Origin of the sequence: Enterovibrio qingdaonensis, assembly GCF_028683135.1 — a bacterium.
GTDB lineage: Bacteria > Pseudomonadota > Gammaproteobacteria > Enterobacterales > Vibrionaceae > Enterovibrio > Enterovibrio qingdaonensis.
This window is the reverse complement of sequence record NZ_JAJUBB010000001.1, coordinates 94708-107764: the sequence shown is the minus strand read 5'-3', so window position 1 is coordinate 107764 and position 13057 is coordinate 94708. Positions and strand designations below refer to the sequence as shown.

General features: G+C 46.3%; 15 protein-coding genes and 1 riboswitch. Of the genes, 3 read left to right on the top strand and 12 right to left on the bottom strand.

Annotated elements, in window-relative coordinates:
• Positions 1-28: 28 nt before the first annotated feature.
• The 5 genes from LRP49_RS00550 to LRP49_RS00530 are packed head-to-tail and all read right to left on the bottom strand — an operon-like array spanning position 29 to position 4155.
• A complete protein-coding gene (locus LRP49_RS00550; protein ID WP_274139471.1) occupies positions 29-673 on the bottom strand; it encodes an urea amidolyase associated protein UAAP2 in 645 nt (214 codons plus the stop codon).
• On the bottom strand, positions 670-1410 hold the full coding sequence (locus LRP49_RS00545) for an urea amidolyase associated protein UAAP1 (protein ID WP_274139470.1): 741 nt from the start codon (positions 1408-1410) through the stop codon (positions 670-672). The genes LRP49_RS00550 and LRP49_RS00545 overlap by 4 nt, the downstream gene beginning before the upstream one ends.
• 25 nt (positions 1411-1435) lie before the next feature.
• Positions 1436-2233 (bottom strand): ABC transporter ATP-binding protein, encoded by a 798-nt coding sequence (locus LRP49_RS00540; protein ID WP_274139469.1) that lies wholly within the window; start codon positions 2231-2233, stop codon positions 1436-1438.
• A 2-nt stretch (positions 2234-2235) separates the two neighbouring features.
• Positions 2236-3060 carry an ABC transporter permease gene (locus LRP49_RS00535; protein ID WP_274139468.1) on the bottom strand — a complete coding sequence of 275 codons (825 nt, stop codon included), beginning with the start codon at positions 3058-3060 and terminating at the stop codon, positions 2236-2238.
• A 9-nt stretch (positions 3061-3069) separates the two neighbouring features.
• The gene (locus LRP49_RS00530; protein ID WP_274139467.1) at positions 3070-4155 is read right to left on the bottom strand and encodes a putative urea ABC transporter substrate-binding protein; all 1086 of its coding nucleotides are present in this window, start codon (positions 4153-4155) and stop codon (positions 3070-3072) included.
• 52 nt (positions 4156-4207) lie between these two features.
• A riboswitch (guanidine-I (ykkC/yxkD leader) is annotated at positions 4208-4346 on the bottom strand.
• 395 nt (positions 4347-4741) lie between these two features.
• Between LRP49_RS00530 and LRP49_RS00525 the strand changes: the two genes are divergently transcribed.
• Positions 4742-5344 (top strand): ATP-dependent Clp protease proteolytic subunit, encoded by a 603-nt coding sequence (locus LRP49_RS00525; RefSeq protein ID WP_274139466.1) that lies wholly within the window; start codon positions 4742-4744, stop codon positions 5342-5344.
• A 65-nt stretch (positions 5345-5409) separates the two neighbouring features.
• On the opposite strand, the gene LRP49_RS00520 is transcribed toward LRP49_RS00525, so the two are convergent.
• The 3 genes from LRP49_RS00520 to LRP49_RS00510 all read right to left on the bottom strand — a co-directional run bounded on the left by LRP49_RS00520 (position 5410) and on the right by LRP49_RS00510 (position 6837).
• Entirely contained in the window at positions 5410-5871 is a 462-nt protein-coding gene (locus LRP49_RS00520; protein WP_274139464.1) for an RES family NAD+ phosphorylase, read from the bottom strand.
• The gene (parS, locus tag LRP49_RS00515) at positions 5871-6293 is read right to left on the bottom strand and encodes a type II RES/Xre toxin-antitoxin system antitoxin (protein WP_274139463.1); all 423 of its coding nucleotides are present in this window, start codon (positions 6291-6293) and stop codon (positions 5871-5873) included. Before parS ends, LRP49_RS00520 begins: the two co-directional genes overlap by 1 nt.
• 79 nt (positions 6294-6372) lie before the next feature.
• On the bottom strand, positions 6373-6837 hold the full coding sequence (locus tag LRP49_RS00510; RefSeq protein WP_274139461.1) for an Lrp/AsnC family transcriptional regulator: 465 nt from the start codon (positions 6835-6837) through the stop codon (positions 6373-6375).
• A 165-nt stretch (positions 6838-7002) separates the two neighbouring features.
• On the opposite strand from LRP49_RS00510, the gene LRP49_RS00505 reads away from it, so the two are divergent.
• The gene (locus tag LRP49_RS00505; protein ID WP_274139460.1) at positions 7003-8814 is read left to right on the top strand and encodes a PLP-dependent transferase; all 1812 of its coding nucleotides are present in this window, start codon (positions 7003-7005) and stop codon (positions 8812-8814) included.
• A 31-nt stretch (positions 8815-8845) separates the two neighbouring features.
• On the opposite strand, the gene LRP49_RS00500 is transcribed toward LRP49_RS00505, so the two are convergent.
• Entirely contained in the window at positions 8846-9343 is a 498-nt protein-coding gene (locus LRP49_RS00500; protein ID WP_274139459.1) for a hypothetical protein, read from the bottom strand.
• Between the two features lie 772 nt (positions 9344-10115).
• Between LRP49_RS00500 and LRP49_RS00495 the strand changes: the two genes are divergently transcribed.
• Positions 10116-11627: an alanine/glycine:cation symporter family protein gene (locus LRP49_RS00495; RefSeq protein WP_274139458.1), complete on the top strand. Its 1512-nt coding sequence runs from the start codon at positions 10116-10118 to the stop codon at positions 11625-11627.
• Between the two features lie 65 nt (positions 11628-11692).
• Here the strand turns inward: LRP49_RS00495 and yciH are convergent, their stop codons facing one another.
• The 3 genes from yciH to LRP49_RS00480 all read right to left on the bottom strand — a co-directional run bounded on the left by yciH (position 11693) and on the right by LRP49_RS00480 (position 12949).
• On the bottom strand, positions 11693-12019 hold the full coding sequence (gene yciH / locus LRP49_RS00490) for a stress response translation initiation inhibitor YciH (protein ID WP_274139457.1): 327 nt from the start codon (positions 12017-12019) through the stop codon (positions 11693-11695).
• 97 nt (positions 12020-12116) lie between these two features.
• Positions 12117-12455 (bottom strand): DUF3319 domain-containing protein, encoded by a 339-nt coding sequence (locus LRP49_RS00485; RefSeq protein ID WP_274139456.1) that lies wholly within the window; start codon positions 12453-12455, stop codon positions 12117-12119.
• A gap of 140 nt (positions 12456-12595) precedes the next feature.
• Complete coding sequence (locus LRP49_RS00480; protein ID WP_274139454.1) at positions 12596-12949, bottom strand: DUF3319 domain-containing protein; 354 nt, start codon at positions 12947-12949, stop codon at positions 12596-12598.
• Between the last annotated feature and the right edge of the window lie 108 nt (positions 12950-13057).

Here is a 13057-nt window from a genome sequence, read left to right as displayed (position 1 = left end):
GGTCGTCCCTTACCTCAATAAATGGCGTTTACGCCGCACTCCACACTGCGATTTCTATCGGTGTTGGGTTATATGCGTTGCAGGGGTTGTTGAGTTGCGGGCAATTGGAAACCAATACGATGACATCCATTTTCGCCTCTAACTCCACGTATTTACCCGGTGCACTGATACCATCAGCAAAGGTCAATCCACCTGCTTCGGTAACGGGCACATTCATGAAGAAGTTGATGTTATGGCTAAGGTCACGCTTGGACAGTCCATATTCTGGATGTTCGCTCACTGCCAGCAGCCAGGAGTCTCGACACGCATGCATGCAGCGTTTTTCTAAGGCATAGCGGACTGTATTACTTTCCGTTGAACAGGCACCGCCCAAGGTGTCATGTCGGCCACACGTGTCGGCAACAACTTCAAGTAATGGGTTATTGAGGTTTGACTGTAATACCGAGCCTGCCGTGAGATACGCGTTGCCCTGCTCTCTTAATGTGTCCATGGCACTGTATCGTTCAGCGGTATTGTTCGCGTTAAAGAACAAGGTGTCTGCGGCCTGATTACCTTCTAGGTCGGTAATGCGAAGGCGATCGCCAGCCTTCACCACTTTAAAATAGTAATCGCCGGCATCAACGACATCACGAATTTGCGCTTGGCTTGTCTGTAGTGTGCTTTCTTTGATCATTGCGTGGCTCCTTCTTTGACGTAAGATGGCTGATATTGGCGCGTGTTGAAAAAGCCTCGGCGGTTTTCGTCGCAAAGGTTGAGGCAAGGGTCATCATCCGCCAACGGTGGCGACGGGATCATTTCGACGTTTACCGGTTTTCTCGGATACTCCTCTGCCTTGTTCATGGCATGCGGACAGGTTGAAAACACAACCACCGTATCCATCTCAAAACGCAATGTGATGACATCTCCGGCATGGCTGTTATGTGCTTCGTAGCTTAAGACGCCTTCTGACGACGTGTTCACTCGGCTAAATAGATTCAGCGGCGCAGCGAGATCGCGAAGCCCGAGTCCAAACTTGGCCATTTCCACCAAAACTGCATCGTGGCCGTTTTGAAGCCAGTTATTTCGGTCTGTTTGGTAGTCTCGTTTTCCCCACTGCGCGTCAATGTGCTGTGAATGGCTAAGGCCACCAACACTGTCAATCCACCCCGTGTCATCACGCACGATTGAGCAGAAAATACGGCCCATGTCCGAGTAAACACAGTTCCCTTGGGTAAGCTTAAAGGTGTGTTGGCACTTCAAGCTGTCCGGCAAGTTAATGCGCTCCAGTGTATTGCGAGGATTGAACATTAGCAGAGAGACATTCGCCCCACCGATGATGTCGGTAAAGCGAAGGCTGAACCCTGCGGGGACTTCCATCGACCCGTGTTGCCCTCCGTCATAAAGGTGCTGAAAGAGGCTGTTTAGCGACATAATCTTTACTCCTTTTGGTTTGCAGTTATGCGACTTCCTTTTGCTGTTTAGCCTGCAAGTCGGCGATAAGGGCTTCTTGCCCCGGTGTATTCAACGGAATATCAAACGTGACTTGAGAGCCGTATCGTTCCGGTTCTTGCGGGTCATAACGAGGTTTATCAAACACCCACAACCGCGAGCCCAGCTTGAAGCCTTCTTGCAGGTCGTGAGTGATCATAAAGATGGTCAGATTTTGCTCTTGCCAGATTTGGTTAATCAAGACGTGCATGTCTTTTCGAATACCCGGATCGAGCGCGCCAAAGGGTTCATCAAGCAGGAGTATGCGTGGCTTTTTCATCAAGGCTTGTGCGATAGCGAGCCTTTGTTGCATACCGCCGGACATTTCTGACGGGAAGCGATTGGCGGCGTGCGCCAAGCCGAGCTTATCAAGCTGATCCATGGCTTTGTCCTTCAGAGCGGTCTTGCCACTTCCCCATACTTTTCCAAGCAAACGAGACGCTTCAAATTCATCCGCCACCATGATGTTCTGAAGTGCCGTCATGTGCGGAAAAACGGAATACTTCTGAAACACAATGCCCCGCTCAGGCCCTGGTTCGGAGTTAAGCGGTTTGCCATCTAACAGGAGTTCTCCACGAGATGGTGATTGTGTGCCCAGCAGCATGTTAAGAAAGGTAGATTTACCACAACCCGATGTACCTAAAATGCTGACGAACTCCCCTTGCATCACACGGATGTTGAGACGTTCAAGCACGACATGGTCGCCATACTCTTTCCAGACATTCTTTGCTTCGATGATGGGTTGCAGCGCAGTGTTGTTATCCATATTCAACTGCCTCCTTTTGATGTGGCAAACCACGGGTAGGCTTTCGCGGATATCTTCTGTAGGCCCCAATCCATCAAAAAGGCGAGAATCGTAATCCACACCACGTAGGGTAAGATGACATCCATTGCCAGATATCGACGGATCAGGAAGATGCGATACCCTAGCCCTTCCGTTGATGCGATGGCTTCCGCCGCGATGAGAAACAGCCATGCACTGCCCAGTGTTAACCTGACGGCTTCAATCAGTCTTGGCATAACTTGCGGCAAGACGACACGGAGCAGCAAGGTCCAAGAGTTAGCCCCCAGTGTCTGCGCTTTGATAATTTGCTCACTCGGCAAACTTTCGGTGCGAAGCTGAAGATCTCTCACCATCATTGGCGTGATACCGATAATGATCAGCATGACCTTAGAAAGCTCACCCAACCCCAATGCGATAAACAGGATAGGAAGGATTGCCATGGGAGGAATGAGCGATAAAGCTCTTACCAGCGGTGAAAGCGGAGCTCTAACATAAGGCACCATGCCGTTGGCGATACCTATCATCAACGCCAATAACGCACTGATGCCAACACCTAGTGTGAGCCTTTCCAAGCTAGCAAGCGTGTCTACCCAAAACAGGTACTCGCCCGTGCGTCGACTTGGCTCAAACGCCATTCTCGCAAACCCGTCTGCAATGCTGGCAAACGATGGCAGCAATTTGTCATTTGGGTTAACGGCCAACCGTGCATCAGACGCCAGAACATACGCTGCTATCAAGAGTACAAAAGGCAAGCATGCGAGAGCGACTCGACCTAATGACGAGGGTTGGCGATTGATAATCCGTGTCATCGTTTCACCTTAAAGTTCGCCGTTGGCGGCCATTGCCATAAACTCAGGATTAAATCTCAACTGAACATTCGCGCTGTCTCCATACACCCCAGACGGTGTTTCGATACCAATGAAGCCCGCATCTGGCGCACCATCACCAAGCAAACCGTGCTTGAATGAAAACTCCGCCACTTTACCCATAGTGTCTTTAAGCGTTTCTGATTCAGTGAAACTTACCGCTTCTGAGGGTTGATAAAACATCTTGGTTGAGGCCAATTGCGCTTGGTATCCCGCCAAGTCGGTACCTGATGATGCAGCCATAAACTCCAACGCGTTCAAGCCTTGTTCGTCGTCTTGCTGCATCTGCGACATGATTTCATACCATGCACCAGTGAGTGCTTTACCAAGTTCAGGATGCTGCGCCAAGGTATCGCTGTTCACGACAAGTAGGTCGATGATCTCGCCGGGGATCTGAGAGGAATCGAAGACTTTATGACTGGCTGGCATTTTCTCGATTTCCGCTAGGAGCGGGTTCCATGTTGTCACTGCGGTTACGTCTTCGGTGGCAAACGCGGAAACCAAATCTGCATCTGCTGTGTTCACCACAGTGATGTCTCGCTCAGTCATGTCAACGCTTTCCAGTGCACGTGCCAACAGGTAATGGGATACGCTGAGCTCAACAAGATTTACACGCTGGCCTTTTATGTCTGCAAGCGCATGATCTGTTTTTAAAATGATGCCGTCATTGCCATTGGAGAAATCACCAACAATCAGCGCGGTGGAGTCCACACCACTCGCGGCTGGAATGGTCAGTGCATCCATGTTTGTCATGACGGTGGCGTCGAACGCGCCAGCGGTATATTGATTGATGGACTCGATATAGTCGTTCACCTGAACGACTTCGATATCAATGCCGTATTTATCTGCCCACTTTTCTATGATGCCAGCACTGTTACCGTAGTCCCACGGAACCCATCCGACGTAGATTGACCACGCTAAGCGAAAAGAAGGTTTCTCTGCCGACCAAGCCATGCTCGAGACAACAGAGAAACTAACAACGACAGCAAGGAGTATACGTTTGAGTAAGTATTGGAGCGATGTAGAACGAGTTTTCATAGCGACCTCTGCCTTGAGATTTCACGAATTAACAGCACCAAAGAGATATCGAGTCTCCCGGGCTTTTGTCCCTCCGTGTGACCTCAGCAATTGGCGTTACACCAATGCCAGCGAGGTTGACAACTCTCGGACCAGCCATGCATTTTTATCTCCCCACAAGACATTGCACCGGAACCCTAGTTGTCTATTGCCAAATTTTCAGTAGTGACGCTTTTAAGCGCGGTAACCGATACATCTTTGGTACGCTACTGAGGTGTACAAAGCAAAAGCGTTGCCAATTTTGCAGGTTGTTGTTTTTGATTGAATTATCAATATGACGGCAGTGTATTCGGTATGAAGTGCGCTGAACTGGTGCAGACTTTGCACAAGACTGACGCTTGTTTTTCGACCACTCCGCCAATTTTGATTCCCTCATTTTGCTTTTAGTCGGGCGCGTCTTACGCTCATTATTAGACAACGAGAATCCCGAAGATATTGGTGGATTTCGTATCTGATCACCCTTTCAGTAACCGTTAAGCAGTCAGTTACTTAGCAAACAACAAATCTATGTGTGCGCTACACATGTTTATTTCTCTATGGGATACAGTTGCTATGGTACTTAACGACAAACAAGACGACGCAGAGAGCAGTAAAGACAAAACCAAAAGGTTTGGGGCTTGAAGAAAAGCTGATTAACTCTCGCTCAATCATCATCTCTGGTGAAGTGAATCAGGAGCTGGCACAACGCATTTCAACGCAGTTGCTTATCCTACAAGAGATCAACGACGACCCAATCTATCTGTACATTAACAGCCAAGGCGGACATGTCGAAGCGGGCGATACGATTCACGATATGATCAAATTCGTGAGACCGAAAGTGATTGTGATTGGCACTGGTTGGGTCGCAAGTGCAGGCGTAACGATATACATAGCTGCTGAAAAAGAAGACCGTTACTGTCTGCCAAATACGCGCTTTATGATCCATCAGCCGCTCGGTCAGGTGAACGGCAAAGCATCGAATATCGAAATTGAAGCGAATGAGTTGCTCCGTATTCGCGCAAGGATCAACAAGTTGATCAGCGACGCGACAGGAAAACCTCTAGAACAAGTCGAACAAGACACCGACTACAACTACTGGATGGATCCGGCGCAAGCTATCGATTACGGGCTGGTGGCCAAAGTTGTCAGAAACATTTCTGAAATTCGCTAAGCACTAAGTCAGAAGCACAAAAGCGGGCTAACTTGGCTCGCTTTTCTATTCGAGATATAGATCCCCTATCGCATCATCTTCTTCAAGCGACCATCATAGTAGAAATCTCGCTGGTCGATGACTTTCACTTTCTGGCTTTCAGGGTGAATGGGATTGATAAGGAAGTTGTATTCGCTGGCGATGATCGCAGACGGAAGCTGAATCACTGGAGTTTGTTGCTCTTGCAGCCACATCGAACCGAATTGTCGTGATACGTCTGCATCTGGCACAGCATCCCAACCGTTTGGCAATTCGCTTTCACTGACGCGTTTAATCGCAATATCGTCCGGGATATAAATGGTCATCATAACAAGTGGTGGCATTTGCACTGGGCTTTCGTGAACAAACCGTTCAAGCGCAGCCAAGGAACGTGAACCTGCGGTATATAGAATCGGTTGCCCTTTTTGATGCCAACGACCAGAGGCAAACATGCCGCCCATACCACTGAGGTCCGCAAACTTTTTGACCGATAACCTGAATACTTCCATCAGGCGGTCATTCCATGCATCAGCCTGTTCAGGATGGTTTCAACATATTGAATGCCGGTATTGGTATCTAGGTAGTCTACCGCTGCCTTGCCGCCAAAGGCGACTTGAGGCGTTTTAAGCCAATCGAGAGCCGTTTGGTGACTGCCATAGTAATCAACAGCCAGATCTACGACACGGCGGATCGCAAGTGTCTTTTCGGATTGTGACGGTGTGAGTAAATCTGTGTCACTTTTACGCTGTAAGCTTCGTGGACTTAACCCAATAAGAGACACCCATTCGCCACTTGTCATGGCCATGTCGTTCATCACTTTGCGGGCATGCTTCACTGTCAGGCCGTGGCGAATGATTTCAAGCTCAGTATCTTGATTGATCACTTGCCCTTTTTTAACCACACCTAGAGAAACTAATTGCTCTGCGTACATAGGTTGCCTCCGTCAGACTATGGTTAAATTATGTGCGCCATTTGTCGTATTGTAAAGCGTCAGTTGTCGGCATTGCATTCTAGATTGGTAGCTTAGTCCGCTTTTTTACCTGACCAAATGCAAAGCTGGATTCAATGGCCGCAATGTTGGGAAGCCGCGTCAATTCACGCCGAATAAAGCGTTCATAGGTTTTCAGCGACTCACTGACGACATGCAAAAGGTAGTCATGCGTTCCCGTCATTAGGTAGCATTCCAACACTTCATCCATCTGGTTTATCAGAGATTCGAAGCTTTCCATGTTTTCTTCGGTCGGCTTTTCGAGCTTAACCAATACGAATACGTTGATGGGAAGTCCACATTTCTCCTGATCGATATGAGCGTGATACCCCGTAATAACGCCCTTTTTCTCAAGTGCACGAACCCTGCGCAAACACGGTGAGGGTGAGAGCGAGATACGGTCAGATAACTCTTGATTAGTTAGCCGCCCTTCTCGTTGCAACTCACTGAGAATGTTCCTGTCAATCTTGTCTAACTTGACGTCCATTTCCTCTCCTTTCCTTTTTGAGCAATATTCATTCACTTATTGCTTTTTCAATTAGCAGGATATGCCAAAAATTGGCACTTCAACGCCATATTTTGCAATTTATATGATCGCGGCCTTTGCTAAGTTTTTAAAAAAGAACGGAAGACGGTTTATAAGGAGATCCACATGAATACATCCACGCAGCTGAGCCCGCTTAGAAAAACGACAAAATTTGAAACAGCGGAAGCATTAGCGAAAGAGCAAGCCGAGCACTTTGGCATCGACGCAAATACTGAGTATGGACAGGCTCTTATCTCCCTTGCAACAACCCTCTATCAAGCCAATCACCATACGCATGACTTGTGGGCGATTACCTTAGATGGCTTAGCTGATCTGGACAAAAATGACCGCATTGCTTGGTTTAACGCGAAACGTTTTCTCTCCTTCCAACTCGCCAAGGTGCTAGATAACCTTCAAAACCCGATGCGCGCGACTTATCAGTCGATAGCAACACAAAATGGGCATTTTGCATCTAAAGGGGCGTATCCCATCTTTGACAATGTGGCAGCCATTTTTTCAGCAAGTCCTGTTATCACACGCACCGCGACCTATTTGTTTGCATGCACAGAATGGGTTGAAGATGCATTTAACGGCAGAGAGCCGCTACATGATATTTACTCTCGATTGCTCAACCCAACCTCAATCAGCTTGGCCAATCACATTGTGGATTTGGAAGCGGGCAAATTGGCCGACCAGTACTTGGCCTGGAACTTTAACTCCGGCATGGCGGCGATTGATGGACTACTTAGCCATTTATTAGGGCGTGAAGATGTCGTGATTGCTTCCCGCAATGTTTACGGTGGCTCCTATCAGCTGCTGCACGACTGGTACGGAAAATCTTCAAATCTTGATGTCGCGATCGAATGGGTAGATGGATACGACGCGGCATCATTCAAAACTGCCATTGAGGACGTAAAATCGAAGTATGCTGACCGTCTTAATCAGGGCCGTCATATCTACATTTATATAGAGAGCCCTTGCAATCCACATGGCTATGTCCTCGATGTTGCGGGGATCTGTAAAGCAGCCCATTCAAGTGGTATTCGCGTGATCACCGATACAACCGTTGGCACACCATTCCTTCATCCCGTATTGAAGCGTGATGACCCTGCGGAACGTCCTGATTTTGTCATTCACTCTTATACGAAGGAACTCGCAGGCTCAGGAACAACCACGGCTGGTGTGGTAATCGGTCGTAATGAAGATATGTTTATTCCAAAAGGTGACAGCGTCACATGCATGAATTGTGATGGGACTGAACGAACCGTGAATTGGAACGAAACCTTGTTCTGGAACGTGTATTACATCAAAGGGGCTTTCCTCGATGCTGACAAGGCATTCGAAGTCCTGAACGGCATGAAAACCTATGAAATGCGTGTTCTGCAAAAAGCCATTAATACGCTGACGCTTGCGCGAGTTTTCCAAATGCACACCGACATCAATGTGTCTTGCCCTGCATTACCCGACAACCCAAATTACCCGCTCATGAAAGCTAATATGCACCTTGGTTTGCCAGCTGCGCTGTTTACCATTGATATGGAGGGCTCGACCGTTCGCCCGGCTATCGAGAAAAACGTGTTTAAGCAATTTTTCGATATGCTGGAACCCGCAATAGGTATGCAAGTGAGTCTTGGACAAACAAACACAGTTGCGCTTTGTCCTGCGATGACAACACATTCAGAACTGGATAGTGATGCCCTCAACGCTGCGGGCATCAAACAAACTACGATGCGAATAGCGGTAGGACTTGAAGACCCAAGAGCGTTCCTATCTCACATACAAAGAGCGGCGGAAATGTCGATTGATGCAAAGCATCCAGATTTTTCTGCTGAATTCCCTACTCCAGAGGAAATCGACAAAATATACAAACAAACATATTTAGATGTTCACCAACGTTTTGTTGATTCGCTCCCTCAATACTCAGCATTATTGCAATAGCGTTTAAAACACCCAGCGCGACTTTCTCTATTCAATCAAAGGAAGACGCGCTGGACTTCGTTATCGAACCATCGCTGTTTAAATAACACATTGTCACTTGAAACAAGGGGAAGAGATCTTGAGTAAGTAATTGTAACTGCTGTAATCTGTTTACTTTGTTTAGCAGTTGTACATCGGGTTCACAGTACCATTCGCCAAACCGATGCAACTCCCTACTCGCCTGTGCTTTTCCTCTTGCCGTAACCACTTCAATTTTCATTCCAAGCCGCGAGGCTTCGAACCCACTTGCTTTCATTGCCAGCGCATTAATCATCGCGTCTTCCAGCCCTGCAACTTGCTGCGCCGTTAATACGGTGTGGTCTGTGGCCTCCAGAGCTGTCTGCGCTTTCACCATTTCCAGAGCAATCGTTGATAATGAATGAATATTCTTACGTATCACTGCTTCACTATTTCTACTTGAACGCTCAAATATAAGACCAACGATCGACAGCAAGATCACTAACGCAATGGCCATCAATATTCGCTGCATTTGAACACTCCATATCGACGCTGTAATTCGCTGATATATATCGTTGTTACCATTGGAGACACGTAAATGTTTAAGCAGTTGTTCAAAGCGCACGATATCAGCCCTGGGGTGGAAGCGAGTAACGTCACCAAACATAAACATGCAAATATCGGAATTACATTAAATTCACATTAATTGATTAACAATTCAATTAACGACATTCGGCATTCTCAAATGGTACTTAGTTAAGCAAAGTAATTATTCTAATCCCACTTATAAACTGTTGGTTATAAAGAATGACTCACAAATGAGAATTGCTTTGTAAAAAGTCCTATTAGTACTTTTTTCATTGAGTACTAAATTTTTGCCAAATTCAGAACGTCTTATTTATGAGATTATTTATTACGTGATTTATTACTTTAGATTCAAGAGGTAGACGAACCAATCCCTTACTATTTAACACTTTGAAAACGCTTTCATAAGCTATTGATTGCTCAACAACTCTAGCTATCAAGCATTTCATCTTTATGTATTCAGTCTTGGTTTTACAACATATTTTGCATGAATTTCCCGACCCGATTTAATTCGCGATTCAAAAAATGAACCCTATATTAATTCAGAAAAGTGTGAGCTCGATATCTACTTATAAAAAAGGAAGTATTTAGACCTCGAAATATATTGCAAATATGTTTATAAGTGAAATAATCCGCGGCGCAATAAATGTTAACACAAATGCAACATGCTGCATTGGATTGACACTTGAAAGCATAAAAAAACTGAAAAGGACTCGGTAATGAAACGTTTTATTTCGGCTGCTGGACTGTCGTTGTTCGCCAGTTCGGTCTCTGCAGAAGGGATCGATCAAGCAATCAACGAAATAGTCGCTCCCATCGTAAACCCCTTCGTAGGTATGATCTTCTCGCCCATCCCACTCCCATTCCTTGATGCAGAAGCACCATGGATTGTGTTGTGGTTGGTCGTCGCAGCGGTCATCTTCACCTTCTATCTTGGCTTTATTAACTTCCGTGGATTTGCTCACGCAATCCGATTGGTTAAAGGTGACTACACCAATCCAAACGAACCCGGTGAAGTTTCTCACTTCCAGGCTCTAGCAACAGCTCTGTCTGGTACGGTTGGTTTGGGGAACATTGCAGGTGTTGCTGTAGCAATATCTATTGGTGGTCCAGGTGCAACCTTCTGGATGATCCTCGCCGGTCTTCTTGGTATGTCTACCAAATTTGTAGAGTGTGCGTTGGGTGTTAAATACCGGAACACGAACCCAGATGGTTCGGTATCTGGTGGTCCAATGTATTACTTAAGCAAAGGTCTTAAGAAACGAGGCAATCCCGCTTTTGGCCGCACGTTAGCCGTTTTATTCTCAGTTTGTGCAGTCGGTGGTGCCTTAGGTGGCGGTAACATGTTCCAAGCTAACCAAGCATTTAAGCAAGTGGTTGGCGTTACTGGCGGCGATTTGTCTTTCTTCGCTGATAAAGGTTGGTTGTTCGGCCTAATCATGGCTGTGATTGTCGGTGTGGTTATCATCGGTGGTATTAAATCCATCGCGAAAGTGACCGAGAAAGTCGTCCCATTCATGGCAATTGTCTATGTAGGTGCAGCTATTGTCATCATCCTGCTTAACATTGGACATGTGGGTGATGCATTCGCAGCAATCTTCAACGGTGCGTTTACTGGTGAAGGTGTAGCTGGGGGCGTAATCGGTGCGATGATCCAAGGCTTCAAACGCGCCGCGTTCTCGAACGAAGCGGGTGTTGGTTCCGCGGCGATTGCGCACTCGGCAGTAAAAACCAAAGAACACATGTCTGAAGGTTTTGTATCTTTGCTAGAACCATTCATCGACACCGTTGTGATTTGTACCATGACCGCTCTGGTTATCATCATTACAGGTCAACTGTATGAAGGTCAGGAATTGACAGGTGTTGCACTAACTTCAGCAGCATTCGGAAGTGCAATTTCTTGGTTCCCGTACATCCTAGCGATTGCAGTTGTTCTGTTCGCGTTCTCTACGATGATTTCATGGTCTTACTACGGCCTGAAAGCGTGGACATATCTGTTCGGTGAAAGCATCCGTGCGGAATTGACATTCAAACTCATGTTCTTGGTGTTTGTTGTCATCGGTGCATCGATGAACCTGGGTCCTGTTATCGACTTCTCTGATGCAATGATCTTTGCGATGGCACTTATCAACATCATCGGTCTGTACCGTCTGGTGCCTGAGATCAAAGCGGATATGAATGATTACCTTGCACGTTTAGAAAGTGGCGCGATTGCACGCTACAAAGGCTAATCACGGTTAGTAAGGTATAAAAAGAGATGCCAATTGGCATCTCTTTTTCTTTCTAAAATGAGTCGTTAACCGCCAGCCAGTTTGACTGTGTGACCTTTCTTTTCAAAGTACGCTTTAATTTGGTCGCGTTTATCACCTTGAATTTCAATAACACCGTCTTTCACTGAACCACCACAGCCACACACTTTCTTTAGTTCTGCTGCAACGAGCTTTAGTTGGGTGTCTTCCATATCCAAACCGGTAACAAGGCAAACACCTTTACCTTTACGCCCTTTTGTTTGACGTTGGATGCGAACGATACCATCACCTTTATCACGAGCCGGTGCTTGTTTTTCTTCTTTGATTCGCCCAGTTTCGGTTGAATAAACCAAGCGGCTATTGTCGTCTTTCATAATTCACTCTTTGACGCATTGCTATGGGCACATGGTACCAAAAGATGAGTAAGCGATTGAAGTAAAATAGTTCGTGGCTAACTGACTTAAATGAGGATTAACGTACCATTGAGTGAGCATCAATGTAATTCTTAATCATTGGCAATGAGCCTTTGATCAATTGCCCGCGCGCAAGGATATACCACTGCCCCGGTTGTTTTTCATCACTCATGATTTGGATGCCTTTATAACTTTCTGCACGAGCACGTTCTGCTGCACGGAAGTCTTGGCGCCCAAATTCAGAAGGACGACGGAAAATACGTGTGTCACACCACCAATCGATGCATTGTTTTACACCGAGAAGGCTACCTGACACACTCTTACCATTAACTGTTGAGGTATAGAGTTCACCCTGGCTTACAATTTGATGCCCACGATGAGAATACCGTTTTTTCATTAGCTACCTGTTCTTCATAGTTCTAATTATTTTGCGGGGAGGATTCTAAAGAATATAGCCGGAGAAGAACATAATTTTTGGAACCAAATTCAAATAAATATCCTCTTGAGAACAGTCAGTTACACTTGGTTAACGCAATGTTACTGCTTGGTGGGAACGTTTTTATCAACAAATTGCTTGAGGGCTGGCAACGAACCTTTTAACAGGTTTCCTTGAATGATCATGTACCACGCTTTGTCATCATCTTCAGAGTCATTCATAATTTGAATGCCTTTGTACTCTTCTGTCCTCTTCGCTGTCGCATCTTCAAATTCCTGTTTTTCAAAGTCATTTGGTTCGCGAAGAATGTTGGTATCACACCACCAATCAATGGACTGTTTAACACCCAATAAGCTCCCGAGAACACGTTTCCCGCCAACACGGGCACTGTATTCCATTGTTGCTTCATCGGCTAATTCTACATTGTAACCGCGATGATAAAGACGTTTTCTCACTGTTAGCACCTCGTCACAGGCCCAATGAATGTTACAGATGTAACAAGTACTATTTACACTCTGTAAATTAGACCAGATTCAAGCATACTGCCAAATTTCTGTCCGTCC